This is a genomic window from Streptomyces sp. NPDC107765 (genome assembly GCF_055657085.1).
In genome coordinates this window covers 143,452-169,287 of the sequence record NZ_JBVKBL010000002.1, presented here as the reverse complement: position 1 = coordinate 169,287, position 25,836 = coordinate 143,452, and the positions used below count along the sequence as shown (strand labels likewise).

29 protein-coding genes are annotated in these 25,836 nt (G+C 71.9%); 13 read left to right on the top strand and 16 right to left on the bottom strand.

Annotation, left to right across the window (positions count from 1 at the left end):
* Nucleotides 1-26: 26 nt before the first annotated feature.
* The 3 genes from ACZ7MX_RS05215 to ACZ7MX_RS05205 all read right to left on the bottom strand — a co-directional run bounded on the left by ACZ7MX_RS05215 (nt 27) and on the right by ACZ7MX_RS05205 (nt 1,545).
* Nucleotides 27-440 carry an ATP-binding protein gene (locus tag ACZ7MX_RS05215; RefSeq protein ID WP_030413515.1) on the bottom strand — a complete coding sequence of 138 codons (414 nt, stop codon included), beginning with the start codon at nt 438-440 and terminating at the stop codon, nt 27-29.
* Between the two features lie 291 nt (nt 441-731).
* A complete protein-coding gene (locus ACZ7MX_RS05210) occupies nt 732-1,220 on the bottom strand; it encodes a GNAT family N-acetyltransferase (RefSeq protein ID WP_472129521.1) in 489 nt (162 codons plus the stop codon).
* A gap of 64 nt (nt 1,221-1,284) precedes the next feature.
* Complete coding sequence (locus ACZ7MX_RS05205; RefSeq protein WP_472129519.1) at nt 1,285-1,545, bottom strand: UBP-type zinc finger domain-containing protein; 261 nt, start codon at nt 1,543-1,545, stop codon at nt 1,285-1,287.
* Between the two features lie 59 nt (nt 1,546-1,604).
* Between ACZ7MX_RS05205 and ACZ7MX_RS05200 the strand changes: the two genes are divergently transcribed.
* Nucleotides 1,605-3,206, top strand: coding sequence for a Na+/H+ antiporter (locus ACZ7MX_RS05200; RefSeq protein WP_472129517.1), 1,602 nt, complete (start codon nt 1,605-1,607; stop codon nt 3,204-3,206).
* A gap of 17 nt (nt 3,207-3,223) precedes the next feature.
* Here the strand turns inward: ACZ7MX_RS05200 and ACZ7MX_RS05195 are convergent, their stop codons facing one another.
* The 3 genes from ACZ7MX_RS05195 to ACZ7MX_RS05185 form a co-directional block, all read right to left on the bottom strand.
* The gene (locus ACZ7MX_RS05195) at nt 3,224-4,156 is read right to left on the bottom strand and encodes a 1-aminocyclopropane-1-carboxylate deaminase/D-cysteine desulfhydrase (protein ID WP_472129515.1); all 933 of its coding nucleotides are present in this window, start codon (nt 4,154-4,156) and stop codon (nt 3,224-3,226) included.
* A gap of 86 nt (nt 4,157-4,242) precedes the next feature.
* A complete protein-coding gene (locus ACZ7MX_RS05190; RefSeq protein WP_472129513.1) occupies nt 4,243-4,833 on the bottom strand; it encodes an N-acetylmuramoyl-L-alanine amidase in 591 nt (196 codons plus the stop codon).
* Between the two features lie 260 nt (nt 4,834-5,093).
* The gene (locus tag ACZ7MX_RS05185) at nt 5,094-5,327 is read right to left on the bottom strand and encodes a hypothetical protein (RefSeq protein WP_472129511.1); all 234 of its coding nucleotides are present in this window, start codon (nt 5,325-5,327) and stop codon (nt 5,094-5,096) included.
* A gap of 139 nt (nt 5,328-5,466) precedes the next feature.
* Here ACZ7MX_RS05185 and ACZ7MX_RS05180 point away from each other — a divergent pair, with 139 nt between their 5' ends.
* The 3 genes from ACZ7MX_RS05180 (at nt 5,467) to ACZ7MX_RS05170 (ending at nt 7,591) form a co-directional block, all read left to right on the top strand.
* Nucleotides 5,467-6,252: a helix-turn-helix transcriptional regulator gene (locus tag ACZ7MX_RS05180; RefSeq protein ID WP_472129509.1), complete on the top strand. Its 786-nt coding sequence runs from the start codon at nt 5,467-5,469 to the stop codon at nt 6,250-6,252.
* A gap of 9 nt (nt 6,253-6,261) precedes the next feature.
* Nucleotides 6,262-7,251: a glutaminase gene (locus tag ACZ7MX_RS05175; RefSeq protein WP_472129508.1), complete on the top strand. Its 990-nt coding sequence runs from the start codon at nt 6,262-6,264 to the stop codon at nt 7,249-7,251.
* A 112-nt stretch (nt 7,252-7,363) separates the two neighbouring features.
* Complete coding sequence (locus tag ACZ7MX_RS05170; RefSeq protein ID WP_030415993.1) at nt 7,364-7,591, top strand: hypothetical protein; 228 nt, start codon at nt 7,364-7,366, stop codon at nt 7,589-7,591.
* Nucleotides 7,592-7,625: 34 nt separating this feature from the next.
* Here the strand turns inward: ACZ7MX_RS05170 and ACZ7MX_RS05165 are convergent, their stop codons facing one another.
* The 4 genes from ACZ7MX_RS05165 to ACZ7MX_RS05150 form a co-directional block, all read right to left on the bottom strand.
* Nucleotides 7,626-8,075, bottom strand: coding sequence for a VOC family protein (locus ACZ7MX_RS05165; protein ID WP_472129506.1), 450 nt, complete (start codon nt 8,073-8,075; stop codon nt 7,626-7,628).
* 147 nt (nt 8,076-8,222) lie between these two features.
* Entirely contained in the window at nt 8,223-9,161 is a 939-nt protein-coding gene (locus ACZ7MX_RS05160; RefSeq protein ID WP_472129504.1) for a beta-ketoacyl-ACP synthase III, read from the bottom strand.
* Nucleotides 9,162-9,430: 269 nt separating this feature from the next.
* Nucleotides 9,431-11,728: a heavy metal translocating P-type ATPase gene (locus ACZ7MX_RS05155; protein ID WP_472129502.1), complete on the bottom strand. Its 2,298-nt coding sequence runs from the start codon at nt 11,726-11,728 to the stop codon at nt 9,431-9,433.
* A 98-nt stretch (nt 11,729-11,826) separates the two neighbouring features.
* Nucleotides 11,827-12,858: a helix-turn-helix transcriptional regulator gene (locus tag ACZ7MX_RS05150; RefSeq protein WP_472129500.1), complete on the bottom strand. Its 1,032-nt coding sequence runs from the start codon at nt 12,856-12,858 to the stop codon at nt 11,827-11,829.
* A 122-nt stretch (nt 12,859-12,980) separates the two neighbouring features.
* On the opposite strand from ACZ7MX_RS05150, the gene ACZ7MX_RS05145 reads away from it, so the two are divergent.
* The 3 genes from ACZ7MX_RS05145 (at nt 12,981) to crcB (ending at nt 16,146) form a co-directional block, all read left to right on the top strand.
* Nucleotides 12,981-14,507: an MFS transporter gene (locus ACZ7MX_RS05145; protein ID WP_472129498.1), complete on the top strand. Its 1,527-nt coding sequence runs from the start codon at nt 12,981-12,983 to the stop codon at nt 14,505-14,507.
* Between the two features lie 93 nt (nt 14,508-14,600).
* Entirely contained in the window at nt 14,601-15,686 is a 1,086-nt protein-coding gene (locus ACZ7MX_RS05140; protein WP_472130556.1) for a magnesium and cobalt transport protein CorA, read from the top strand.
* 22 nt (nt 15,687-15,708) lie between these two features.
* Nucleotides 15,709-16,146: a fluoride efflux transporter CrcB gene (gene crcB / locus ACZ7MX_RS05135; RefSeq protein ID WP_472129496.1), complete on the top strand. Its 438-nt coding sequence runs from the start codon at nt 15,709-15,711 to the stop codon at nt 16,144-16,146.
* A 199-nt stretch (nt 16,147-16,345) separates the two neighbouring features.
* On the opposite strand, the gene snpA is transcribed toward crcB, so the two are convergent.
* Nucleotides 16,346-17,014: a snapalysin gene (gene snpA, locus ACZ7MX_RS05130; RefSeq protein WP_472129494.1), complete on the bottom strand. Its 669-nt coding sequence runs from the start codon at nt 17,012-17,014 to the stop codon at nt 16,346-16,348.
* A 216-nt stretch (nt 17,015-17,230) separates the two neighbouring features.
* Between snpA and ACZ7MX_RS05125 the strand changes: the two genes are divergently transcribed.
* Entirely contained in the window at nt 17,231-18,190 is a 960-nt protein-coding gene (locus ACZ7MX_RS05125; protein WP_472129492.1) for a LysR family transcriptional regulator, read from the top strand.
* A 15-nt stretch (nt 18,191-18,205) separates the two neighbouring features.
* Here ACZ7MX_RS05125 and ACZ7MX_RS05120 read toward each other — a convergent pair whose 3' ends face one another.
* The gene (locus ACZ7MX_RS05120; protein WP_472129490.1) at nt 18,206-18,574 is read right to left on the bottom strand and encodes a YciI family protein; all 369 of its coding nucleotides are present in this window, start codon (nt 18,572-18,574) and stop codon (nt 18,206-18,208) included.
* A gap of 265 nt (nt 18,575-18,839) precedes the next feature.
* On the opposite strand from ACZ7MX_RS05120, the gene ACZ7MX_RS05115 reads away from it, so the two are divergent.
* From ACZ7MX_RS05115 to secY, 3 genes are all read left to right on the top strand, one after another.
* Nucleotides 18,840-19,346, top strand: coding sequence for a SigE family RNA polymerase sigma factor (locus ACZ7MX_RS05115; RefSeq protein ID WP_472129488.1), 507 nt, complete (start codon nt 18,840-18,842; stop codon nt 19,344-19,346).
* Nucleotides 19,347-19,357: 11 nt separating this feature from the next.
* Nucleotides 19,358-19,753, top strand: a complete 396-nt coding sequence (locus tag ACZ7MX_RS05110) for a cellulase (RefSeq protein WP_472129487.1) — start codon at nt 19,358-19,360, stop codon at nt 19,751-19,753.
* Between the two features lie 275 nt (nt 19,754-20,028).
* Nucleotides 20,029-21,342 carry a preprotein translocase subunit SecY gene (gene secY / locus ACZ7MX_RS05105; RefSeq protein WP_472129485.1) on the top strand — a complete coding sequence of 438 codons (1,314 nt, stop codon included), beginning with the start codon at nt 20,029-20,031 and terminating at the stop codon, nt 21,340-21,342.
* A 185-nt stretch (nt 21,343-21,527) separates the two neighbouring features.
* Here the strand turns inward: secY and sodN are convergent, their stop codons facing one another.
* Nucleotides 21,528-21,923 (bottom strand): superoxide dismutase, Ni, encoded by a 396-nt coding sequence (gene sodN / locus ACZ7MX_RS05100; protein ID WP_030811304.1) that lies wholly within the window; start codon nt 21,921-21,923, stop codon nt 21,528-21,530.
* 191 nt (nt 21,924-22,114) lie between these two features.
* On the opposite strand from sodN, the gene sodX reads away from it, so the two are divergent.
* On the top strand, nt 22,115-22,585 hold the full coding sequence (sodX, locus tag ACZ7MX_RS05095) for a nickel-type superoxide dismutase maturation protease (RefSeq protein WP_472129483.1): 471 nt from the start codon (nt 22,115-22,117) through the stop codon (nt 22,583-22,585).
* On the opposite strand, the gene ACZ7MX_RS05090 is transcribed toward sodX, so the two are convergent.
* Complete coding sequence (locus ACZ7MX_RS05090) at nt 22,489-23,154, bottom strand: CGNR zinc finger domain-containing protein (protein ID WP_472129482.1); 666 nt, start codon at nt 23,152-23,154, stop codon at nt 22,489-22,491. The two genes, sodX and ACZ7MX_RS05090, sit on opposite strands and share 97 nt — an antisense overlap.
* Nucleotides 23,155-23,248: 94 nt before the next feature.
* On the opposite strand from ACZ7MX_RS05090, the gene ACZ7MX_RS05085 reads away from it, so the two are divergent.
* Nucleotides 23,249-24,010, top strand: a complete 762-nt coding sequence (locus ACZ7MX_RS05085) for a class I SAM-dependent methyltransferase (protein ID WP_472129480.1) — start codon at nt 23,249-23,251, stop codon at nt 24,008-24,010.
* 82 nt (nt 24,011-24,092) lie between these two features.
* Here ACZ7MX_RS05085 and ACZ7MX_RS05080 read toward each other — a convergent pair whose 3' ends face one another.
* Nucleotides 24,093-24,845, bottom strand: coding sequence for an amino acid ABC transporter ATP-binding protein (locus ACZ7MX_RS05080; RefSeq protein WP_467567197.1), 753 nt, complete (start codon nt 24,843-24,845; stop codon nt 24,093-24,095).
* A gap of 44 nt (nt 24,846-24,889) precedes the next feature.
* On the bottom strand, nt 24,890-25,831 hold the full coding sequence (locus tag ACZ7MX_RS05075; protein WP_472129479.1) for an amino acid ABC transporter permease: 942 nt from the start codon (nt 25,829-25,831) through the stop codon (nt 24,890-24,892).
* Between the last annotated feature and the right edge of the window lie 5 nt (nt 25,832-25,836).

The following is a 25,836-nucleotide window of genomic DNA, read 5'->3' as shown; positions in this document are numbered from 1 at the left end:
GATCTTTCACGGGGCCCCCTGTTCGGTCATGACGGTCCGGGACCGGCGCCGCGCTCCTTGTACAGACTGATGGTGACCGTACGGTCCTCGGCGACGGTGGAATCCACCTTGCCGGCCAGTGCGGAGAGCACCGTCCAGGCGAAGGTGTCGCGCTCCGGGGCGCGGCCGTCGGTCGTCGGGGCGGACACGGTCACCTGCAGTGCGTCGTCGATCAGACGGAAGACGCAGCTCAGCACACTGCCGGAGACGGCCTGTTGCAGGAGGATCGCGCAGGCCTCGTCGACCGCGATGCGCAGATCCTCGATCTCGTCGAGGGTGAAGTCCAAGCGGGCTGCGAGCCCGGCCGTGGCCGTACGCAGCACGGACAGGTAGGCACCCGCAGCGGGCAGACGGACTTCCACGAAGTCCTGAGTCCCGGGCTCGCCTGCGATCTGGGACACCCTCACCTCCAAGGTGGCACAAGCTGGTTGAGCTGGAATGCGCGATATTCGCGTGGTTGGGGATATTTCGCGCCGGTCCTTTCTCCCCTCGGATGAAAGGAGAACGATCCGGCGCGGCACATGGTTCGGCTGCGACGCTATCGCGATCTGCGGGCCGATGTCGCCCGGAAGAGGCACGACTGCTCTCCGGGCGGCGAACGGCCCGTTTCACCGGACCTCCCCGCTGTCACTGATTGTAAATCCACGGGTACGGACAGTGGCTAGGGGTGTGCACTGCCAAATCGCGGGTGATTACCCTGCGTTGACGCGTGAGGCGCCCGCGAGGTTGTGCAGCACCTCTCCAGTGAGCCGGAAGACCGTCCATTCGTCCATGGGCCGGGCACCGATCGACCGGTAAAAACCGATGGACGGTTCATTCCAATCCAGGACTGACCACTCGAAACGCTCATACCCGCGGGCCACGCAGATCTCCGCGAGGGCGGCCATCAGCGCCTTGCCGTGGCCGCCGCCGCGCGCCTCGGGGCGGACGTAGAGGTCCTCCAGATAGACACCGTGCGTGCCCGTCCACGTCGAGAAGTTCCGGAACCACAGGGCAAAGCCCACCGGAGCGTCGTCGGCCTCGGCGATCAATGCGAAGGCCGCCGGCTGCGGTCCGAACAGTGCCTCCTTCAGCTGCGGCTCGGTGGCCCGGGCGGCCTCGGGGGTGCGTTCGTAGGCGGCCAGCTCGCGGATCATGGCGAGGAGGACGGGGACGTCGTCGGGGGTTGCTTCGCGGATCATTCTTGAAGGCTAAACAGACGCCGCGGAAGACCTCACACCGGTTTTCCCGCACCCGGCTTTCGCCTCAGACCAGTTTCTGGTCGACGAAACACCACCGCCAGGAGTCGCCCGGCTCGAAGGTCCGCATCACGGCGTGCCCGGTTTCCCGGAAATGGCCCGTGGCATGCCGGTACGGCGAGGAATCGCAGCAGCCGACGTGCCCGCAGACCAGGCACAGCCGCAGCTGTACGGGATGGCTGCCGACCGCCTCGCACTCCCGGCAGGTCGCGCTCAGCGGCGACGGTTCGGCGCGCGGAAGTCCGGCAACGTGCGTGCACTCGCTCATGATGGCCAGGTTAGATCGCCGGGACGGACGGCGACGGGGTGAGGGGACGGAACGGGCAGATGGCTGTGATGGCGCTGTTCTTGCTGGTCGCGGGCAGTGCGGCGGTCGCCGGGCTGGCGCGCAGGACACCGGTGCCGGCGCCCCTGCTGCTCGTGGCTGCCGGGCTCGCCGCGTCGTACATCCCCGGCCTGCCGGACTACACCCTCGATCCGCACATCGTGCTCCCGCTCGTGCTGCCCCCGCTGCTGCACACCGCGGCACTGGACAGCTCCTATCTGGACCTGCGGGCCAATCTGCGGCCGGTGGCGCTGCTGTCGGTGGGCTACGTGCTGTTCGCGACGCTGGTGGTCGGGTACGCGGTCTACCTCCTCGTCCCGGACCTGCCGCTGACCTCGGCGCTGGTCCTGGGAGCGGTCGTCGCGCCGCCGGACGCCGTCGCGGCCACCGCCATCGCCCGCCGGCTCGGGCTGCCGCACCGGATCACCACGATCCTGCAGGGCGAATCCCTGGTCAACGACGCCACCGCGATCACCGCCTACAAGGTGGCGGTGGCCGCGGCCGTCGGCGCCGGCGCCACCTGGAGCGACGGGCTCAAGGAATTCGCCCTGGCGTCCCTGGGCGGCATCGGCATCGGGGTCGTCCTGATGGTGCCGCTGCACTGGCTGCGCGTCCGGCTGCGGGAGTCCGCGCTGCTGGAGAACACCCTCTCGCTGCTCATCCCGTTCGTCGCCTACGCGGCGGCCGAGCAGGTCGGGGCCTCCGGGGTGCTCGCCGTCGTCGTGGTGGGCCTCTATCTGGGGCACCGGTCCTGGCAGGTCGACTTCGAGACCCGGCTCCAGGAGGACGCCGTGTGGAAGGTGATCTCCTTCCTGCTGGAGTCCGCGGTCTTCGCGCTGATCGGCCTCCAGCTGCCGGTCGTGCTGCGCGGCCTGGGGGCGTACGGGGCGGGCCCGGCGCTGGCCTACGCGGCGGTGGTGTTCGTCGTCGTGGTCGGGGCCCGCTTCGTCTGGGTCTTCCCCGCGACCTTCCTGCCGCGGCTGCTCTCCGCCCGGATCCGCGCCCGCGAGCCCGAAGTGAACTGGACCGCGCCGGTGATCGTCGGCTGGGCCGGGATGCGCGGGGTGGTGTCGCTGGCCATCGCGTTCTCGGTGCCGGCCACCGTGCACGGCGGCGGGCCCTTCCCGGGGCGCGACCTGGTGCTCTTCCTGACCTTCAGCACCGTCATCGGCACCCTCGTCGTCCAGGGCCTGACCCTGCCCGCACTGATCCGCGCCCTGCGGCTGCCCGGCCGGGACGCGCAGGCCGAGACGCTCGCCGAGGCCGAGGCCCAGAACGAGGCGTCCCGGGCCGCCGAGGAACGCCTGGCGGAACTGCTCAGGGACGAGCGCAACGCACTGCCCGGCCCGCTCTCGGACCGGCTGCGCACCGTCATGGAACGCCGCCGCAACTCCGTGTGGGAGCGGCTCGGCGCGGTCAACGAGGTGACCGGGGAGTCCGCCGACGAGACCTACCGGCGGCTGGCCCGGGAAATGATCGACACCGAGCGGCGGGTCTTCGTCCGGCTGCGGGACGCCCGGCGGATCGACGACGAGATGCTGCGCACACTGCTGCGCCGGCTCGACCTGGAGGAGGCGACGGCGTACCGGGAGGGCGCCTCCTGACGCCGTTCGGCCGGGGCTCAGGGCGCCCCGGTGATCACCGCCGCGACCGTGCTGCCGGCCGGGAACGCGCCCTCCCCGGCCAGCGTGGTCAGCCCGTACAGCAGCTTCGCGACGTACACCCGCTCCAGCGGCAGCCCGTGCCGCCGCTCGAAGGCGTCCGCGAACGCGTCCAGTTCGGGCGTGCGGCGGGCGTAACCGCCGCAGTGGAAGCGGTCCTCCACCCGCCAGTCGCCGCGCGGCCCGCCGAACGCCGCCCGCTGCAGCTCCTCGACCGTCCCCGTCAGGAAGTGCGGGCGGCCGCCCTTCAGTACGGCGAAGCCGAGGGCCCGCCGGCCCGGGCCCAGCCCCGCGGCGAGACCGGCCAGCGTGCCGCCCGTGCCGCAGGCCACCCCGACCGTGTCCGCCACCCCGCGCAGCTCCCGGCCGAGCTCCGTACAGCCTTGTGCGGCAAGGGCGTTGCTGCCGCCCTCCGGGAGGACGTGGAACGCGCCGAACCGGTCGTGCAGGGCGGCCAGCACCTCCGGCTCGCACGTGCGCCGGTAGCGGTCCCGGTCGAGGAAGTACAGCCGCATCCCGTCGGCCGCGCAGCGGGCCAGCGACGGATTGAGCGGCGCCCCGGCCAGCTCGTCACCGCGGACCACACCGATGGTGCCGAACCCCAGCAGCCGGCCGGCCGCCGCGGTCGCCCGCAGATGGTTGGAGTACGCCCCGCCGAACGTCAGCAACGTCCGCGCCCCCGCCGCGGCGGCCGCCCGCAGATTCGGCTCCAGCTTGCGCCACTTGTTCCCCGGCAGATCCGGATGGATCAGATCGTCCCGCTTGAGCAACAGCCGCACCCCGCGCCGAGCAAAGACCTCGTCCTCGACCTCCTGGAGGGGGGAGGGGAGGCGGGGGTGGAGGGCCCGGAGGCCGGGCAGCGGGTCGGGGGCGGGGTCGGTCACAGGGCCCATTGTCGCTCGGGCGTGCGACACCGGCCCGGCCCCCTGCTCGTGCCGGGCCGGGCACCCGGCTCGTACCGGGGCGGCCCGTCGGCCGGTCACTTCAGCCGGGCCGCGATGTGGTTGCGTAGGGAGTGCATGGTGAAGCCGCGGGGGTCGATCTTGCCTGGTTGCCATTCCAGGTGGCCGATGACCGAGCGTTCGGTCCAGTGGTGGGCCCGGCAGACGGCTGCCGCGGCTTTTTCCAGGGCCTCCATCTGGGCCTGGGGCCAGGGGTCGTTGCCGTCGCCGAGGTTTTCGCACTCGAAGCCGTAGAAGGCGCGGTTGCCGTCGGTGTCGGCCTCGTTGTCCGGGGGCAGGCGCTTCTCGGCGATCACCGCGCGCAGGACGTCGCCGTCGCCCAGGCCCGCGTGGTTGGCGCGGCCGTAGCCCACCAGGTGCACCGTGCCGTCCTTGGTGATCACGCCGTGGCACAGCGGCCCCGGCAGGTCCGGCCGGCCGTCGTGGCAGACCTTGACGGTGTCCTTGGAGCCCGAGGTGCCGGTGTGGTGCACCATCACGCCGTGCACCGGGCCCCAGGGCCCCTTGCTGTTGCGGTTGTGCGTCTGCCAGCCGTCGATTTCGACGACCTTGAGGTCCTCGGCCTTGAGCGCCGCGAGGAAGCGGGCGGCGGACAGCGGTTCGGACATGGCCACTCCGATACGGAACACGGCGGCCGCCGTCCGCGCACCGCCTGCTGTCTCGCTTGTACGGGATGGCGGCGCGGAGGTGGAGGGGAACGCAAATAAACGGATCGGTCGTTCGGTGGTTGTACGAGCGGTTTCGGCCGAGGGGTTCCCAGGGCCCGGGGCCTGGGCAGGCCGGGGCCCGGGCAGGCTTCGGCCTCCGCCTTGTTTTTCGCGTTCCGCTCCGAGCTGTCCGTTGTCCGCCGGCCGTTGGCGGTTGGCGGTCAGCCGTGCAGGAACGCGTCCCCGTGTGCGTTGATGTGTGCTTCGAGGGCGTTGAGCGCCTTCTGGGTCGCCTCGGGCGTACCGCTGCCCCGCTTCTCGGCGTAGTACGCGGCGCCCAGTTTCTTCAGCAGGTCGCCGCCGAGGCGGTGCTGCTGCACCTCTTCGACCTTCTGCTTGCCCTGGTTGAGCGCGCTCTGCGCCTGCTCCTTGGCGCGGTCCAGAAACCCTGACATCTGCCACCTCCGTGCGGTCCGTGTCGTAAGGGATCAACGGCGCGGACGGCCGTGGGGTTCCCGTGCCAGGCTGGGGGACGTGGGCGAACGGCGCGAGACGGATGAGCCAGCCGGTCTACCCGGGGCACCCGGGGCACCAGTGGTACCAGTGGCACCCGGCGTACTCGATGTGGCCGATGTGGCCGACGCGCCCCGGGGGTACCGGGAGCGGGCGTCGCGGGTGGCCGGTGCGGTGCTGTGGACCAACGCCACCGGGCCGTCGGCGCGCCCCGTACTCCCCGACGGCTGCACCGACCTGATCTGGAGTGAGGGCCGGCTGCTGGTGGCGGGCCCGGACACCGGGCCGTACCACCCCGGTGGCCGCCCCGGTGGTGTGCCACCCGGCACCGGCTACACGGGGCTGCGGTTCGCGCCGGGCCAGGGCCCCGCCGTCTTCGGCGTACCGGCGCACGAACTGCGCGACCGGCGCGTCCCGTTGGCGGACCTGTGGCCCGCGGCGCAGGTACGGGAGCTGACCGAGCGGGCAGCGGAGCAGGCGGCGGCGCGGGTGGCGGCGGGGGTGGGCCGGGTGCTGGAGGAGGCCGCCGGGGCGCGGCTCCGGCAGGCCGCGGCGGGCCCCGCGGGGGACGCCCGGACCGCCGCCGTCGCCGCGGCGCTGGCCCGTGGCCGGCCGGTGGCCGAGGTCGCCCGGGCGGTCGCGCTGAGCGAACGCCAGCTGCACCGCCTGAGCCTGGACGCCTTCGGCTACGGCCCCAAGACGCTCGCCCGGGTGCTCCGCTTCGTGCGGGCCCTGGACCTGGCGCGCACCGGGATGCCGTACGCCGAGGTCGCGGTGCGCGCGGGATACGCGGACCAGGCCCACCTCGCCCGCGAGGTGAAGTCGCTGGCGGGGGCCCCGATGGGGGCGCTGCTCGGCTCGGGTTAGCGTGTGCGCATGGACTACCAGGCCGTTCTCGAGGAGGTAGCGGCCTACGCCAGGCCGTATGTGGGACAGGGGCAGGTCGCCGACTACATACCGGCGCTGGAGCGGGTGTCCGCGGACCGGTTCGGGATCGCGGTCGCCGACATCCACGGCGCGGTGCACGGGGTCGGTGACTGGGAGGTCCCGTTCTCCGTGCAGTCCATCTCCAAGACCTTCTCGCTGGCGCTGGTGATGGCCCAGAGCCACGGCAGCCAGGGCGGTAACGGCAACCACGGCGGCTACGGCGCGCCCGGCGGTGGCAGTGCTTCCGGTGGTCCCGGCGGGGACGACATCTGGCAGCGGGTCGGCCGCGAGCCCTCCGGCACGCCGTTCAATTCGCTGGTCCAGCTGGAGGCGGAGAACGGCATTCCGCGCAATCCGTTCATCAATGCGGGCGCGCTGGTCGTCACCGACCGGCTGCAGACCCTCACCGGCGACGCCAGCACCTCGATGCTGCACTTCCTGCGCGAGGAGAGCGGCAACCCCGATCTGGCCTTCGACCAGGCGGTGGCCGACTCCGAGGCCGCGCACGGCGACCGCAATGCCGCGCTCGCCCACTTCATGGCGTCCTTCGGCAACCTGGAGAACCCGGTCCCCAGCGTCATCCAGCACTACTTCTGGCAGTGCTCCATCGAGATGAGCTGCCGCGACCTGGCCGTGGCCGGCGGCTTCCTGGCCCGTCACGGGCTGCGCGCCGACGGCAGCCGGCTGCTGGAGGCCCGGGAGGCCAAGCGGATCAACGCGGTGATGCTGACCTGCGGCACGTACGACGCGGCCGGGGAGTTCGCCTACCGGGTCGGGCTGCCCGCCAAGAGCGGTGTCGGCGGCGGCATCTTCGCCGTGATCCCCGGCCGCTGCACGCTGTGCGTCTGGAGCCCGGGCCTGGACGCCCGCGGCAACTCCGTCGCGGGCGCCGCGGCGCTGGACCACTTCACCACGCTGACCGGCTGGTCGGTGTTCTGAGCACCGGACGGACCGTCCGCACCTGCCCGGTTCCGGGCACCGGTCTGCCGTTCCGGCTGCCGTTGTGGCCCCCGACCCGCTGGCGCATCGTAAGGGTAGGAGGTGGACCGCCATGGAGCACGAGATCCGCGCCGAGTACGAGGAAGGTCTGCTGCCGCACGAGGACACCCCGGTCAAGCTCTGGCACATGACGCGCATCGGCAGCACCACCGCGATGTGCGGACGGGACCTGGCCCCGGCCGCCGCCACCCAGACGGCCGAAGCCTGGGGCACGCCGAAGGCCGAGCCGTTCTGCTTCCTGTGCGGCGCGCAGTACCTGCGGGAGCAGCCCGGGCACTAGGGGCGCTGCCCAGGGGACTGGTCACCGGACACGTTCAGGCGCCCTCCGGCCCGTCGCCCGGCTGCTGCGGCAGCGGGGCGAACAGGTCCACCCCGTGGCCGTCCGGGTCCTGGACGACGGCGTAGCGCTGGCCCCAGAAGGCGTCCCACGGCGGCTTCTCGCCCCGGTGGCCGGCGGCGGTGAGGTCGGCGTAGAGCGCGTCGACGCCGGCCGGGCCGTCGCACTCGAAGGCCAGCCCCGTCGGGGTGCCGGCCGGCGGTGGCGTCCAGTCCGGATCGATGGCGCGGGCGGTCGCGTACGAGTCCCACATCAGCCGCAGGCCGCCCGGCAGCTCGGCCTCGGCGTGCGGGGCGGTGTCCGATCCCGCCGGGACCGCCAGGCCCAGCCGGCGGTAGAAGGCGAGGGCGGCGGCCATGTCGGCGACCACCATGCCGAAGGCGGCACAGCGCGGTGAGCCGGGGGAAGGGGGAGGAGTGCTGGTCATGCGGCGAGCGTAGGGAGGCCGCCGGGCCGGGGTCTTGAACGAATCGGACACCGGGCCGGCAACCCGTACGGCCGAAGCCGCCGGCCGCGTCGTACGGCCGGGGCCGGGGGACCGCTGAGGGTCCGCCGGCTCTCCTCCGGCCGCCCCTCAGGGGCAGCGGATGATCTGCCCCGCGTAGGAGAGGTTGCCGCCGAAGGCGAACAGCAGCACCGGGGCGCCGGACGGGATCTCGCGGCGTTCGACCAGCTTGGACAGTGCCAGCGGGACGGACGCGGCGGAGGTGTTGCCGGAGTCGACGACGTCCTTGGCGACCACCGCGTTGACCGCGCCGATCCGCTCCGCGACCGGCTCGATGATCCGCAGGTTCGCCTGGTGGAGCACCACCCCGGCGAGGTCGGCGGGGGCGATCCCGGAGCGTTCGCAGACCTGGCGGGCGATGCCCGGCAGCTGGGTCGTCGCCCAGCGGTAGACGGTCTGCCCCTCCTGGGAGAACCGGCCGGGCTCGCCCTCGATGCGGACCGCGCCGCCCATCTCGGGCACCGAGCCCCACAGCACCGGCCCGATCTGCGGCTCGTCCGCCGCGGTGACCACGGCGGCGCCCGCCCCGTCGCCGGCCAGGACGCAGGTCGTCCGGTCCGTCCAGTCGATCACGTCGGTGAACTTCTCCGCGCCGATGACCAGGGCCGTGGTCGCGGAGCCGGCCCGGACGGCCTGGTCGGCCAGGGCCAGCGCGTGCGTGAAGCCGGAGCAGACCACGTTGATGTCCATCGTGGCGGGCGAGCCGAGACCGAGCCGGGCGGCGACCCGGGCCGCGGCGTTCGGGCTGCGGTCGACGGCCGTGCAGGTGGCGACCAGCACCAGGTCGACGTCGGCGGGGGCGACCCCGCCGGCGGCCAGGGCCTTCGCCGCCGCGGCGGCCGCCATCGAGTCCACGGTCTCGTCCGGGGCCGCGACGTGCCGGGTGCGGATGCCGACCCGGCTGCGGATCCAGGCGTCGTCGGTCTCGACCATCGTGGCGAGTTCGTCGTTGGTGAGCACGCGGGAGGGCTGGTAATGGCCGAGAGCCAGGATGCGTGACCCGGTCATGAGGTCTCCCTGTACGTGGAGCGTGGATACGCGGATCGGGGGTGCGCCGACGGCCGGTGCGCGGGCGGGCCGGTGGGGACCGTCGGCGCGTGGACTGTCGGTACGCGGATGTTCGTTTCCGCACCAGTCTCACCCGCCGGCGCCGGACGGCGGGTGAGCGATCCGCCAATGTTCCGGCGCCAGAACTGGAGACTGGCGCCAGAACCGGGACGTCGGGGCAGGCCAGGGCGGTCGCGGGCGTCCCGGGACACCCGCGGAGGGTCCGTCGGTCAGCCGCGGGCGGCCGCGCCGTCCAGGGCCCGGAAGCGGCGCAGCCGGAGGCTGTTGCCGACCACGAAGACCGAGGAGAAGGCCATCGCGGCACCGGCGATCATCGGGTTGAGCAGCCCGGCCGCGGCCAGCGGCAGCGCGGCGACGTTGTAGCCGAAGGCCCAGAACAGGTTGGTGCGGATGGTGCCCAGCGTGGCCCGGGCCAGCCGGATCGCGTCGGCGGCGGTGCGCAGATCGCCGCGGACGAGGGTGAGGTCGCCGGCCTCGATGGCGGCGTCGGTGCCGGTGCCCATGGCCAGGCCCAGGTCGGCGCGGGCCAGGGCGGCCGCGTCGTTGACGCCGTCGCCGACCATGGCGACCGAACGGCCCTCGGCCTGCAGCCGGGCGACCACGGCCACCTTGTCCTCGGGCAGCACCTCCGCGATCACCTCGTCGATGCCGACCTCGGCGGCGACCGATTCGGCGACCGCCCGGTGGTCGCCGGTCAGCAGCACCGGCGTCAGGCCCAGCGCCCGCAGCCGGCGGACCGCCTCCGCGCTGGTGGGCCGGACCGCGTCGGCGACCACCAGCACCGCCCGCGCCGCGCCGTCCCAGCCGACGGTGACCGCGGTACGGCCCTCGGCCTCGGCCGCGGCCTTGGCGGCGGCCAGGCCGTCCGGCAGGGCCTGGGACCACTCGTCCAGCAGCTGGGCGCGGCCCACCAGGACGGTGTGCCCGTCGACGACCCCGCGGACGCCGAGGCCGGGGACGTTCGCGAACTCCTCCGGGGTGGGCAGGGTGCCGACGCGGGCCGCGGCGCCGGTGGCGACGGCCCGGGCGATCGGGTGCTCGGAGGCGTGCTCCAGCGCCCCGGCCAGCCGCAGCGCCTCGGCCTCCGGCACGCCCTCGGCCAGGTGCACCTCGGTCAGCGTCATCGTGCCCGTGGTGACCGTGCCGGTCTTGTCCAGCACGATGGTGTCCACCGTGCGGGTCGACTCCAGCACCTCGGGCCCCTTCAGCAGGATGCCCAGCTGCGCGCCGCGCCCCGTGCCGACCATCAGCGCGGTCGGGGTGGCGAGTCCCAGGGCGCACGGGCAGGCGATGATCAGGACGGCGACCGCCGCGGTGAAGGCGGCCACCGCGCCCGCGCCGGTGGCGAGCCAGTAGCCGAGCGTGCCGACGGCGAGCGCGATCACGACCGGGACGAACACGGCGGAGATCCGGTCGGCCAGCCGCTGCGCCGCGGCCTTCCCGTTCTGCGCGTCCGCCACCAGCCGCGCCATCCGGGCCAGCTGGGTGTCCGCGCCGACCCGGGTGGCCTCGACGACCAGCCGGCCGCCCGCGTTGACCGTCGCGCCGGTGACGGTGTCGCCGGGGGAGACCTCGACCGGGACGGACTCGCCGGTGAGCATCGAGGCGTCCACGGCGGAGGCGCCCTCCACCACCTTCCCGTCGGTGGCGATCTTCTCGCCGGGCCGTACGACGAACCGGTCGCCCACCCTCAGCTCGGCCACCGCAACGCGCACCTCCCGGCCGTCCCGCAGGACCGCGACGTCCTTGGCGCCCAGCTCCATCAGGGCCCGCAGCGCCGCCCCGGCCTTCCGCTTGGCACGCGCCTCGAACCAGCGCCCGGCCAGGATGAACGTGGTGACGCCGGCCGCGGCCTCCAGATAGATGGCGCTGCTGCCGTCGGTGCGGGTGATGGCCAGCTCGAAGGGGTGGGTCATCCCCGGCATCCCGGCGTCACCGAAGAACAGCGCCCACACCGACCAGCCGAGCGCCGCCAGGGTGCCCATCGAGATCAGGGTGTCCATCGTGGCGGCGCCGTGCCGCAGGTTCGTCCAGGCCGCCCGGTGGAACGGCCAGGCACCGTACGCCACCACCGGGGCGGCCAGGGTGAGCGAGAGCCACTGCCAGTTGGTGAACTGCAGCGGCGGCACCATCGCCATCAGGACCACCGGGACGGACAGCGCCAGCGAGACCAGCAGGCGGTGGCGCAGCAGGGCGAGGGCGCCGTCGGGCTCCTCGTCCGCCCCCGCCGGCCTGCCGTCCGGCCCCTCGCCGGGCGGCTCGGCGGCCGCCGGGGGCTCGGGGACCGCGGCGGTGTAGCCGGTCCGCTCCACGGTGGCGATCAGGTCCGCGGCGGTGACCCCGCTGCCCTCCGCGACCGCGACCTGCGCCTTCTCGGTGGCGTAGTTGACGGTGGCGGTGACCCCCGCCATGCGGTTGAGCTTCTTCTCGATGCGGGCGGCGCAGGACGCGCAGGTCATCCCGCCGATCTCCAGCTCGACGCCGTGCTCTCCGATCGCGGTGGTCATAGATGCTCCTCGGTGTGCCTGCGACTGCGTATCACGCCTGCGCGTTCCCCGTACGGAACGTTATACCCCCCTAGGGTATTCCGGCCGAGGATATCCCCTCATGCCGCACCCCCCTCCGCCGGGTTCCCGCCCGCGGCGCCCCCGTCCCCCGGGCCCGCGTCCGGCCCGCTCCCGGCCGCCGCCCGGCTCACCCGCTCGCCCATCGCCCGCAGATACGCGGACAGCTCCGCCGGTTCGTGCACCGCGAACGCGCACCCCAGCAGCGCCAGCCGCATCGCCAGCCACTCCAGCGAATCGGGCGCGCTGTGCCAGCGGCACGAACCCTCGTCCAGCGGCACGACCTCACCCGCCGCCGGCCCGCCCAGCCGCGCGGTCACCTCGCCGGCCGGTGCGTACACCGTGGCCACCGCCCGGTGCGCCGGGGCCATCCCCTGCATCCGCTCCCGCACGTACGCCCCCGCGTCGGCGGCCGGCAGCTCGCGCGGCGCGGTCCGTACGCCGGTGGGGAACGGCTCGCTCAGCCGGTCCACCCGGAAGATCCGCCAGTCCTCCCGGTCGTTGTCGTACGCCACCAGGTACCAGCGCCGGCCCGCCGCCACCAGCCGGTGCGGCTCCACCAGGCGTTTGCTCCGCTCCCCGGCGCCCGCCCGGTAGGCGAAGCGCAGCCGCTCGTGGTTGGCGATCGCCGCGGCCAGCACGGTCAGATGCTCCGGATCGACCCTCGGGCCGTCCCCGGCCGGCATCGGGACGGTGGCCGTGCCCAGCGTGCCCACCCGGCGCCGCAGCCGGGCCGGCAGCACCTGTTCCAGCTTGGCCAGCGCCCGTACGGACGCCTCCTCGATGCCCGCGATGGTGTGGCCGGCCGCCGACCGCAGGCCCACCGCGATGGCCACCGCCTCCTCGTCGTCCAGCAGCAGCGGCGGCATCGCGGTCCCCGCCGCCAGCCGGTACCCGCCCACCGCTCCCATCGTGGCGTGCACCGGATACCCCAGGTCCCGCAGCCGCTCGACGTCCCGCCGGATCGTACGGGAGGTCACCCCCAGCCGGTCCGCCAGCTCCGGCCCGGGCCATTCGCGCGGGGTCTGCAGCAGGGACAGCAGATTCAGCAGACGTGCCGATGTCTCACTCATGCACCGATGATGCCGCAGGTAGTAGGACGGGCTCTGTCCTACATGGCCCCTAGTCTCGTCGGAGACGTCCCCGCACCACCGTTCGCGGACGCCGCACCACCGACCACGGACCCGGAGTACCCATGACCACGCCCGCCCCCGCCGCGCCCGACCGCAGACGCTGGACGGCGCTCGCCGTCGTCCTCACGGCCGCCTTCATGGACCTGGTCGACGCGACCATCGTCAACATCGCGCTGCCGAGCATCCAGCAGGACACCGGCGCCACCTTCAGCTCCCTGCAGTGGGTGACCGCCGGCTACGCCCTCGCCTTCGCGCTCGGCCTGATCACCGGCGGCCGGCTCGGCGACATCCACGGCCGCAAGCGGCTGTTCCTGCTCGGCATGGCCGGCTTCACGCTCGCCTCCGCACTGTGCGGATGCGCCGCCGGCCCGGGCATGCTGATCGGTGCGCGGGTGCTCCAGGGCGCGATGGCGGCGCTGATGGTGCCGCAGGTGCTCGCGATCATCCACGTCACCTTCCCCGCACACGAACGCGGCAAGGTCTTCGGGATGTTCGGCGCGGTGATCGGCCTGGGCGCGGTCTGCGGGCCGCTGATCGGGGCGCTGCTCACCCAGGGCGACCTCTTCGGCCTGGAATGGCGCCCGATCTTCCTGATCAACCTCCCGGTCGGGGTGGCCGGCATCCTGCTCGGCCGCCGCTTCATCACCGAGTCCCGCTCCCCGGGTGCGCTGCGCCTCGACCTCGTCGGCACCGCACTGGCCACCGTCGGCCTGCTGATGCTGCTCTACCCGCTCACCCAGGGCCGGGAGTCCGGCTGGCCGCTGTGGGGCTTCGTCTCGATGGGCGCGAGCCCGCTCGTCCTGGCCGGCTTCGTCCGCTACGAGCGCGCCAAGGCCCGCAAGGACGGCTCGCCGCTCGTCGAACTCTCCCTCTTCCGGGTCCGGTCCTTCGCGGCGGGCGCCGCCGTCCAGCTCACCTTCGGCGCGGTCAGCGGCCTGTTCTTCCTGATCTGGACGCTGTTCATGCAGCTGGGGCTGGGCTGGGGGCCGCTGCACGCCGGGCTGACCGGGGTGCCGTTCTCGCTCGCCTGCTCGGTGGCGGCCGGCATGTCGGTGCAGAAGCTGGTGCCGCGCTTCGGCCGCGCGGTCCTGCAGGCGGGCGCGCTGATCATGCTGTCCGGCGCACTGCTCTACATCTGGGAGGCCGGCCACTACGGCACCGCCCTCACGTCCTGGCAGATGGCGCCGGCGATGCTGCTGATGGGTGGCGGGATGGGCCTGATCGTCGCGCCGGTCACCGATGTGGCGATCTCCGAGGTGCCGGCCGCGCACTCCGGCTCGGCGTCCGGCATCTTCAACACCACCGGCCAACTCGGCATGGCGCTCGGCCTGGGGCTCTCGTCGGTGGCCTTCTTCGGGGCCGTCGGCGGGACGGCGGAATCCGGCGGCGGGGCGGCTGCGCCCGGCGCCGCCCACCCCGCGTTCATCGCCGCCACCACCCACGCCCTGTGGTGGGTCTCGGCCGGTCTGCTCCTCGTCCTGGCCCTGCTGTTCCTGCTCCCGCGCCGGGCCCGCACCGTGCAGACGAAGCCGCAGGACGCACCGGAGAGCGCGGCGGAGGAGCGCCCGCAGCCGGTCCCCGTCCCCTGACGCGCGGCCCGGGGGCGGCGTCTGCGGGGAGCAGAAACACCCGCTTTGGCATACCGTTCCCGGGCGCCCGCAAGCCATACTGGCCGGGTGTCGATGATCAGCAACCTCCGCAAGGCCGTCCGGCTTCCGCAGCCGCGTACGCGCGGGGTGGACCTCAGCCACCCCGCGCGCTCGCCGCTGGGCACCGCCGTGGTCAACTGCGCGGTGTACGTCGACGGCGTGCGGCAGGACGGCAACCAGCCGGCCGATGTGGCGATACGCCGGGTACGGGAGTCCGGCAGAGGGTTCGTCTGGATCGGGCTGCATGAGCCGTCCGAGAAGGAATTCGCCGGAATTGTCGACCTGTTCGGGCTGCATCCGCTCGCCGTCGAGGACGCCGTGTACGCCCACCAGCGCCCCAAGCTGGAGCACTACGACGACTCGCTGTTCACCGTGCTGAAGACGGTCCGCTACGTCGAGCACGACCGGCTCACCGACAGCAGCGAGGTGGTGGAGACCGGCGAGATCATGGTCTTCACCGGCATCGACTTCGTGATCACCGTCCGGCACGGCGGACACGGCTCGCTGGGGCCGCTGCGCGAGCAACTGGAGCGGGCGCCCGAGCAGTTGGCGCTCGGCCCGTCCGTCGTCCTGCACGCCGTCGCCGACCTCGTCGTGGACGACTACCTCGACGTCGCGGCCGCCGTCCAGGACGACATCGACGACGTCGAGAGCGAGGTCTTCTCGGAGCGCGGCAGCGGCGGCGCCGGCCGGATCTACCAGCTCAAGCGCGAGCTGCTGGAACTCAAGCGCGCGGTGGCCCCGTTGGACCGGCCGATGCGGGAGCTGGCGACCCGGCCGATGCGGCAGGTCGACCCGCAGATCAAGACCTACTTCCGGGACGTCGCCGACCACCTCGCCCGGGTCACCGAACAGATCACGGCCTTCGACGAACTGCTCAACTCCATACTCCAGGCCCATCTCGCCCAGGTCACGGTCGCGCAGAACGAGGACATGCGCAAGATCAGCGCCTGGGTCGCCATCCTCGCCGTACCGACCATGGTCTGCGGCATCTACGGCATGAACTTCGACCACATGCCGGAAAAGCACTGGACGTTCGGCTATCCGCTGGTGATGGCGCTGACCGTGGTCATCTGCTGGGTGATCCACCGCGGGTTCAAGCGGAACGGGTGGCTCTGAACGGGGGGACCCCGGGAGGCGCATGAACGAGCGAGGCCGCCGGCCGACGCCCTGGCGGGGGCAGTGGCCGGTGATCGGTGTGGTGGCCGTGGGCGGTGTCCTCGGCGCCGCGGCCCGGTACGGGGCCTTGCTGCTCCGGCCCGGCGGACCCGCCGCGTTCCCCTGGACGATCCTGGCCGTCAACGCGGTCGGCTGTGCGCTGATGGGCGTCCTGATGGTGCTGATCACCGAGGTCCGGACCGCGCACCCGCTCGTCCGCCCGTTCCTCGGCACCGGCGTCCTCGGCGGGTTCACCACCTTCTCGACCTACGCGGTGGACGTCCAGCGGCTGGTCGCCGCCGGGCGGCCGGGGGCCGCGGCGGCGTACCTCGCGGGCACCGTGCTCGTCGCGCTCGTGGCCGTGTGGGGCGCGGCGGCCGCCACCCGCGCTCTCCTCGGATCCGGCCGCCGGGCGGTGTGACCGCGGGCACGGAAAAGCGGTGGGGCTCCGAGGGAGCCCCACCGCAAGGGCGGCGCAGGAAATGCGAGGGCTGGTGGGGATACGAGAGCCGGCCGCCAGGTTCCGGTACTCGTCAGCCCTAGGCCGTTGTCACGGACCGGCCACCGTCAGCGCGGTCACGGTCCGCCGGCCACCGCCGAACTCGTGGTGCGAACCAGCGTCAGGACGCCTTGCCGAAGTGGACGCCCGCCAGGCCGTTGGCCCACAGCTGCTCCACCTGGGCGCGCTCGTTCGCGTCCGGCTGGGTGTTCTGGCAGGACGTGCCGGGGCCGCCGCCGGACATCAGCTCGCTGCACGGACCCTCGTAGTGGTCCGGCAGACCCAGCACATGGCCGGTCTCGTGGGCGGTCACGCGGGTGGAGTTGTACTCCTGGTTCTGCTGGTAGTCCAGGAACACATAGCCCTTGCCGTGGCCGTCGGTGCTCGCGTACGAACCCCGCGAGTCATTGCCCTCGCGGTACTGGAAATCGCCGCCGCTGCCCTCCTTCAGCTGCACGTTCTTGACGGCGCTGTTCCAGATGGACGCGGTCTCGGCTATCTGGCTCTTGAAGGTCGGGGCCGCGCTCGCGTCGTAGGTCACGGTGACCGATTCCGCGTGCGGGTGGGCCTTCAGCTTGGCCCGCGCCGACTTCATCACGGCCTCGAAGAACGCCTTGGTGTCCGCCTTCTCGGCCGCCGAGCCGTTGTAGGCGGCGATCGAGGCCGGGGTGCTGAAGTGGGAGGAGTGGGTGGGGGAGGGGGAAGCTGCCGAAACCGGCGCCGCGACTGCGAGCGCGGCGGCGAGGCCCAGACCGAGCGCCGCCGACAGCGCCGTCTTGGGAGATCTCATGTGGGGGCTCCTTCATCTCCGAGGGCCGTACGGTCGCCGTGTGGGGCGGCGACCGGGGCCCTGCGGATTTCTCGTGCGTTGAGTCTGGACGGAGTTCACCCGCAAGGCGGAGATGTTAGGTGGCGATAGCTTGGCGCAATACCCTCGCGAAAAAGGCGCGTTCCGGCGGGTTTGAGAGCCTGGTGTGACGGATGCCCTCGTCGTTATGCTCCCCGCGTGGAGCTAGAGGTACGGCATCTTCGCGCACTGTGCGCCATCGCGGACTCCGGCAGCGTACGCAAGGCGGCCCGGCAACTCGGCATGACCCAGCCCTCCTTGACGACACAGCTCCACCGCATCGAGAAGGCCCTCGGTGGCCAGCTCTTCTTCCGCGAACCGACCGGCAGCCGGCCCACCCCGCTGGGCCATGCGGTGCTGTGCCGGGCCCGGCCGATAGTGGCCGAAATGCGGGCGCTTGTCGACGAGGTCGCGTCGGTCTCGCACCGTGCGCAGGGCGCCCGGCTGCACATCGGCAGCACCAACAGCCCCGCCGTCGCCGGCTGGCTGCGCCGGCTACGGGTCCGGCTGCCCGAAACGGACACGACCATACGTACCGATGTGTCCGCCAACGCCCTGCTGCACATGGTCGCCACCGGCCAGCTCGACGCCGCGTTCGTGCACGAGGTCGAGGGCGCCCCGCTGCGCGTCCCCGACGGCCTGGTCGAGCACGAACTCATCGCCCGCGAGCCGCAGTTCATCGCCCTGGCGGAGGGCCATCCGGCGGCCGCGCAGGAGGTCGTACGGGTCGCCGACCTCGCCGCGGACCAGTGGATGGTCGACCCGACGGTGGACGGAGAATGGGCCGGTTTGCGCCGTATATGGGCGGCGGCCGGTATCAACCCCCGGGTGGTGCACGGCGATTACCTCACCACGGTGGACCTGGTCACGGCCGGCGAGGTGGTCACCCCCTGCCAGCCGACCGCCCGCCCCCGGCACGGCATGGCCATCCGCCCCCTGTACGGCGACCCGCTCGCGGTCCGGCTCTTCATGGCCTGCCGCCAGGACGGCACCCCGGCCGGCACCCCGGACGAGCTGTTCGCCGACCTGACCGCCTCCTACATGGAGATCGCCTGGGCGAGCGACGCCTACCGCGCCTGGCTCGCCCGCCACGACCCGCCGCTGCCGGTGGCCACGTAGGGGACTCCCCGGGCGTTATCCCCCGACGGCCGCCGGCTCGTCCACCTGCCGGATCTCGGCGGTCAGGGTCCACGCGTCCCCGTGCACCCCCAGGAAGCGCTCGGCCCACCCGACCGCCTCCGCTTGCGAGCCGGCCCGGATCAGCGCGTACCCGCCGATCACCTCTCCGGTCTCCGGGAACGGCCCCTCGGCCGCGGTGATCCGCCCGCCCGACAGCTGCAGCCGGGTGCCCTGCGCGCTCGACGTCAGCCCCGCGGTGTCCAGCAGCACCCCGGCCGCGGTCATCTCGTCGAGGAGCTTGCCCATCCGCTCCATCAGCTCCGCGCCGGGCCCGCCGGCGGGCATCGCGTTCTCGTCGGTCCTGAGCAGCATCATGAAGCGCATGACGGCCTCCCGTGTCCGTGTCGCGTCGTCCGTACGGCGCCCGGCCGGCCTCTGCGAGGTGACCGGATCGCCCCCTTACTAACCCGGCGAACTGCCCCGTGGGGGACCGACACCACCCGGAATGCGCTTTTGCGACAAAGAAGGTGCTTACGCACGGGCCGAGGTGGTCGTGTGATGCAGCTCACTCCCGACGAGTGCATAGCGGGACGTGGGTCAGCGCCTTTGTAGGGACGTAGGCGAGTGATCGAGGGGAGGGACGGCGTTGATGGGGCAGATGCGGGCCGATGCGTTCGACCGGTTCGTCGCGGCTCGTTGGTCGGCACTGCTTCACCTGGCGCATCTGCTCACCGGTGGAGACCGGCATCGGGCCGAGGACCTGCTGCAGGAGGCGCTGGTCAAGCTGTGGTTCGCGTGGCCGAGGGTGGCCGAGCAGGCGCCGGAGGCGTACGTACGCCGGGTGCTGACCCGTGCGGCGGCCCGCTCGGCGCGACGTCGCTGGTGGGGCGAGCGTCCGGTGGAACGACTGCCGGAGCTTCCCGCGGCCGGCGATGTGGCCGCTGCCGTGGAGGAACGGACCCGGCTGGAGGCCGCGCTGGCCTTGCTGCCGGTACGGCAGCGCGCCGCGGTGGTGCTGCGCTACTACCAGGACCTGTCCGAGGTGCAGGTTGCCGAGGCGCTGGGCTGCCCGGTGGGCACCGCCCGGTCCCTCACGTCACGGGGCGTGACGCGGTTGCGGCAGTTGCTGGGTGACGCCGTCGAGCCGGTGAAGTGAAAGGAGACGTCATGGAAGACTTCGAACACGAACTCGCGCGGATGATGCGCGCTACCCAGGCAGACACCCCCTTCGAGGACCAGCACCGGCAGCGGCTGCAAGCCGGGGTCCGGGCCCGCCGGCGTGCTCGTACGGTCTGGATGGCCACCGGCTCGGCGCTGACGATCGCCGGGCTCGGCGTCGGGCTGGAAGTCCTGCCGAGCGCTTCCGCCCAGGGCGGGCCCGCCGTGCCTCATCACCGACCCACCTCCACGACCGCACCGGTCCCCCTCCCGACCCGCACCTGCACGACCGTGCCGGGCCCGATGCCGACCCACACCTCCACGACCGTGCCGGTCCCGCTCCCCACCCGCACCTGCACGACCGTGCCGGCCCCGGTCCCGACCCCCACCTCAACGGCCAAGTAGCGCCGGCCGAGGGGGCAGCGGGAGTGCGGTAAGCACGAGGGCCGGCCCCCGACGCTGCCCCGGCGCCTATGACCCCATCTGCCCGGCAGCCCGGGCTTCCTCACTTCACGTCAGTTCTTGGCGGCACTCAGAAACCCACTTCCGGCAAGCGATGACGGCTGCCCGAAAACGGGACTTGAGGCGTATTCAGGTCAACAGAATTCATGGGCGATCACTCCGCGAAGACAGCCGTGCTCCCCTGTCACGTTATTGCGAGATGAAGGACGATTGGAAAAGTGCCTACCGTATTCGTCAGGGTTTTCAAAGAGCCCGGTCTTCGCAAAAAGATACTCTTCACGCTGGGAATGCTGCTTCTCTACCGGCTGGGGCAGAACGTCCCGGTCCCCGGGGTGAATTACCGGTACGTGATGCAGTGCGTCAAGGAGGGCGCCGGCAACGGCGGCCTCTTCGGCCTGATCAACACGTTCAGCGGCGGTGCGCTGCTGGAGCTCACCGTCTTCGCCCTGGGAATCACGCCGTACATCACGGCGAGCATCATCCTTCAACTGCTGACGGTGGTCATTCCGCGCCTGGAGGCGCTGAAGAAGGAGGGCCAGGCGGGCACCGCGAAGATCACCCAGTACACCCGGTACCTGACGCTGGGCCTGGCGGTGCTCCAGGGTGCCGCCCTGGTGGCCAAGGCTCAAAGCGGTGGGCTCTTCCCCACCTGCCAGGTCCGCGCCCAGATCGTTCCGGACGCCTCGCTCGTGCGGACCTCCGTCATGGTCATCACCATGACCGCCGGCACCGCCGTGGTGATGTGGCTCGGAGAGCTCATCACCGACCGCGGCATCGGCAACGGCATGTCCCTCCTGATGTTCACCTCCCTCGCCGCCAGCTTCCCGGCCAACCTGTGGGGGATAAAGAAGTCGGGGGAAATCCTGGGCGGCTGGGGCGAATTCGCCATGGTGATCGCGGTCGGCCTCTGCATGGTGTGCCTGGTGGTCTTCGTCGAGCAGGCGCAGCGCCGTATCCCGGTCCAGTACGCGAAACGAATGATCGGCCGCCGTTCCTACGGCGGCACGTCGACCTACATTCCGCTGAAGGTGAACCAGGCGGGTGTCATTCCCGTCATCTTCGCCTCGTCCGTGCTCTCCGTCCCCACGTTGATCGATCTCGGCGGTAATTCGGCGTCCGGATGGGGCCGGTGGATCGCCACGAATCTCGCCAGGGGTGACCAACCGATCTATCTGACCCTTTACTTCCTGCTGATCGTTCTCTTCGCGTTCTTCTACGTCGCCATCTCCTTCGACCCCAAAGAAGTCGCCGACAACATGAAGAAGCACGGCGGGTTCATCCCCGGTGTCCGGGCCGGCCGGCCCACGGCCGACCACCTGGGCCATGTGCTCAACCGGATCACCTGGCCGGGAGCGCTCTACCTGGGGCTGATCGCCCTCGTACCCACGGCGGCACTGGTGCTGTTCAACGGCAGCAATTTCCCGTTCGGCGGCACGAGCATCCTCATCATCGTGAGCGTCGGGCTGGAGACCGTGAAGCAGATCGAGAGTCAGCTCCAGCAGCGCACCTACGAAGGGTTCCTCCTGCGCTGACGCGCATCGGCCTGGCCGCACTGGCCGCACTGGCCGCGATGGCCGCGGATGCCCGCGCGCTGTGGCCGGGCAAAGAAGACCGCACCCGCTCCGTCATGGACGCCGTGTTCGGCGGCATGCGGACCGGGTGCGGACAGGTAGGCGAGGCCACCCGCAAAATGCGGGTCAGGCCGCCTGGTCGAGAGTCAGGCCTTCTTGGTCTCCCAGAAGATCTTGTCGATCTGGGCGATGTAGTCGAGGGCCTTCTGGCCGGTCGCCGGGTCGTTGGAACCCTTGGCCGCGCTGAGGGCCTTGAGGGTGTCGTTCACGAGCTGGTGCAGCTCGGGGTACTTCTCGAAGTGCGGGGGCTTGAAGTAGTCGCTCCACAGCACCGAGACGTGGTGCTTGGCCAGCTCCGCGCGCTGCTCCTTGATCAGGACGGCGCGGGTGCGGAAGTCAGGGTCCTCGTTGGCCTGGTACTTCTCCTGGACGGCCTTGACCGACTCGGCCTCGATGCGGGCCTGGGCCGGGTCGTAGACGCCGCAGGGCAGGTCGCAGTGGGCGCTGACCTTGACCTTGGGCGCGAACAGGCGGGAAAGCATGTGCAGTCCTTCCTCGTGATCGTCTTCTCAGGTGCGAGATTACTCGGTGCGGGAAGGCTTTTCTCGGGCGGCCCGGGGGTCTTAGGGCAAAAGTCCGGTGCCGGGCCGGGACTGTTGGAGGATGGACCTGGGGGTGCCCCCGGACGGAGTCCGGGGGCGGGTCGTACCGGGGCTGGACCGGGAGGTAAGGGATGCCGGAGCGGGTGGACGAGCGCGGGCCGGAGCAGGGCGAGGGCGCGGAGCCGGGATCGGAGCGGGCCGGGCTGCTCCGGGCGTTCGGCCTGGCCGAGGTCTACAACCCGTCCATGGTGCCCACGCTGAACCCCGGTGATCAGCTGGTGGTGCAGTACGGCGCGGTGGTGCGGCCCGGTGACGTGGTCGTGCTGCGGCATCCGTTCCGGCAGGACCTGCTGATCGTCAAGCGGGCCGTGCGGCGGCAGGACGGCGGCTGGTGGGTCCAGGGGGACAACCCGTTCGTCGAGAACGACAGCCGGGAATTCGGGGTCGTTCCGGACGAACTGGTCATCGCCCGTGCCCGGCTGCGGCTGCGGCCGCCGCGCGGCGTTCAGCGGTCGGTGCCCGCGCTGCTCTCCTGGGCGGCGTCCGCGGTCCGTCCGGTGCGTGCCGAACGCTCGCTCTCCAGGCGCTTGCGGGCGCGGTAGGCGGCGACGTTGGCGCGGGTGGCGCAGCGGTCGGAGCAGTAGCGCCGGGAGCGGTTGGTCGAGGTGTCCAGGTAGACGTGGCGGCAGGGGGCCGCCTCGCAGATGCCCAGCCGGTCCACGCCCAGTTCGGTGAGGTGGAAGGCCAGCCCCATACAGGCGGTCGCGGTGAAGCCGGCCGTCGCGTTGGCGGCCTGGTCGGCGATGTGCATGTGCCACTTGGGCCGGCCTCCCCCATTCTCGGCTCCGCTCGAGCGGGAGGTGCCCCCACCGTCCCGGTATTCGTGGCCGGAAATCTGCGGGCTGACCGGGAACTCCATCATCAGCGCGTTGAGCAGGTCCACCGCCAGGACCTCGTCGCCGGCGGCGGCGGCCTCGAAGACCGCCCGCAGCCGGGCGCGCACCGCCCGCAGCCGGGTGACGTCGCTGTCGGTCGCCCGCCGGGCCGCCTGCTGGGCGGGCCCGAAGAGCTCGCGCACGGCCTCGACCGAGGTCAGGCTGTCGCTGCCGCGCTCGGGCTGCTCGGTGTTGACCAGTCGCACGGCATAGTCCGAGTAATAGGCCAGTTCCACTTGTAGTCCTTACGGGCGGTGGATAGGGTGCGGGCGTGTGGGTGCAGTAATGGGTAGACCCACTGCTAGGGTATTACGGCCTGGAGGGGAAGCGATGACCGAGACCGTCGTCGGTGCCGATTGGCAGACGTGGCAGGACAGTTGGGACCGCCAGCAGGAGTGGTACCTCCCCGACCGCGAGGAGCGGTTCCGGGTGATGCTCGACATGGTCGAGGCGCTGGTGGGCCCCGCGCCCCGGGTGCTCGACCTCGCGTGCGGTACGGGCAGTATCACCGACCGGCTGCTGAAGCGGTTCCCGGCGGCCGAGAGTGTGGGCGTCGACCTGGATCCCGCGCTGCTGGCCATCGCGGAAGGGTACTTCGAGAACGAGCGCCGGGTCAGGTTCGTACGGGCCGATCTGAAGGACCCGGACTGGACGGCGAAGCTGCCGCACGACTCCTACGACGCGGTCCTCACCGCGACCGCGCTGCACTGGCTGCACTCCGAGGACCTGCGGGCCCTCTACGGCCAGCTCGGCGGGCTGGTCCGGGACGGCGGGGTGTTCCTCAACGCCGACCGCATGCCGGAGGGGTCCACCCCGCGCATCGACGCCGCCGAGCGGGCCTTCCGGCACGCCCGGATGGACGAGGCCAAGGCCGCCGGCGCGGTCGACTGGGCCGAGTGGTGGCAGCTGGCCGCCGCCGACCCGCGGCTGGCCGGACCGACCGCCGAACGCTTCGAGATCTACGGCGAGCACGCCGACGGCGACACCCCGTCGGCGGCGTGGCACGCGGCCGCCCTGCGGGACTCGGGCTTCGCGGAGGCCCGGACGGTGTGGTCCTCGCCCACCGACGCGCTGGTGCTCGGGCTGAAGTAGCCCCGCCCGTACACAGCAGCGGTGGGCCGCTCCCCCGGGGAGCGGCCCACCGTGCCGTACCGCGCGTTCGGCGGATACGGCCTTACAGCACCTTCGACAGGAACGACTTCGTCCGCTCGTGCTGCGGGTTGCCCAGGACCTCGCGCGGGTGGCCGGACTCGACGACCACCCCGTTGTCCATGAAGACCAGCGAGTCGCCGACCTCGCGGGCGAAGCCCATCTCGTGGGTGACGACGATCATCGTCATGCCGTCCGCCGCCAGGTCCTTCATGACGTCCAGGACGTCACCGACCAGCTCCGGGTCGAGCGCCGAGGTCGGCTCGTCGAAGAGCATCAGCTTCGGCTCCATGGCCAGGGCCCGGGCGATCGCCACCCGCTGCTGCTGGCCGCCGGAGAGCTGCGAGGGGTAGTTCCCGGCCTTGTCGGCCAGCCCGACCCGGTCCAGGAGCTTGGTCGCGCGCTCCCGGGCCGCGGCCTTGGACTCGCCCTTGACCTGGACCGGCGCCTCCATGACGTTCTCGATCGCGGTCATGTGCGGGAAGAGGTTGAAGCGCTGGAAGACCATGCCGATGTCGCGGCGGCGGGCGGCGACCTCGCGGTCGCGCAGCTCGTAGAGCTTGCCGTTGCTCTCGCGGTAGCCGACCAGTTCGCCGTCGACGGACAGCCGGCCGGCGTTGATCTTCTCCAGGTGGTTGATGCAGCGCAGGAACGTCGACTTGCCGGAACCGGACGGGCCGATCAGGCAGAAGACCTCCCGGGGCGCGACCTCCAGGTCGATGCCCTTGAGGATGTGCGCGGCGCCGAAGGACTTGTGGACGCCCTCGGCCTTGACCATCGGGCCGCCGCTGCTGCCGGCGGTCTTCGTCGTCAGCTTGCTGGTCATCCGACACCTCCGGCGGAGCGGTTGAAGCCGCCGGACAGCCGCGCCTTGGCGCGCTGGAGCGGAGTGGGCGGGAGCTGGCGGCTGGAGCCCCGCGCGTAGTAGCGCTCCAGGTAGTACTGGCCGATGCTGAGCACCGTGGTGGCGATCAGGTACCAGGTCGCGGCGAGGATCAGCATCTCGACCACGACGCCGGAGTCCCGGCCGACATTCTGCGCGGCCTGCAGGAGGTCGTAGTACTGCACGGCGATGACCAGCGAGGAGGTCTTCAGCATGTTGATGACCTCGTTGCCGGTCGGCGGCACGATCACCCGCATCGCCTGCGGCACGATGATCCGGCGCAGCGTCCTGCCGTGGCTCATGCCCAGCGCGTGCGCCGCCTCGGTCTGGCCCTCGTCGACGGCGTTCAGGCCGGCCCGGCAGATCTCGGCCATGTACGCGGCCTCGTTGAGGCCGAGGCCGAGCAGCGCGCACAGGAACGGGGTCATGAAGTCCGACCACTCGTCCTTGTAGATCGGCATGATGTCGATGTACTGGAAGACCAGGCCCAGGTTGAACCAGAGGAACAGCTGGACGTACACCGGGGTGCCGCGGAAGAACCAGACGTAGAACCACGCGACGGTCGACGTCACCGGGTTCTTGGACTGGCGCATCACGGCCAGGATCACGCCGAGCACGATGCCGATGATCATCGACAGGACGGTGATCAGCAGGGTGTTGCGCAGGCCCTTGAGGATGTCCCCGTTGAACATGTACTGGGGAATGGCGCCCCAGTTGACGTTCCCGGAGGCGAAGGCCCGGAACAGCAGCGCGACCAGCCCGACGACCACGAGCGCCGCGACCCAGCGCCCGTAGTGGCGGACCGGGATGGCCTTGATGGACTCGGGCGGGGGCGGGGCGTCCGCCGGCGGCTGGGCCGGCTTGTCGACGTCAACTGACACGGAGG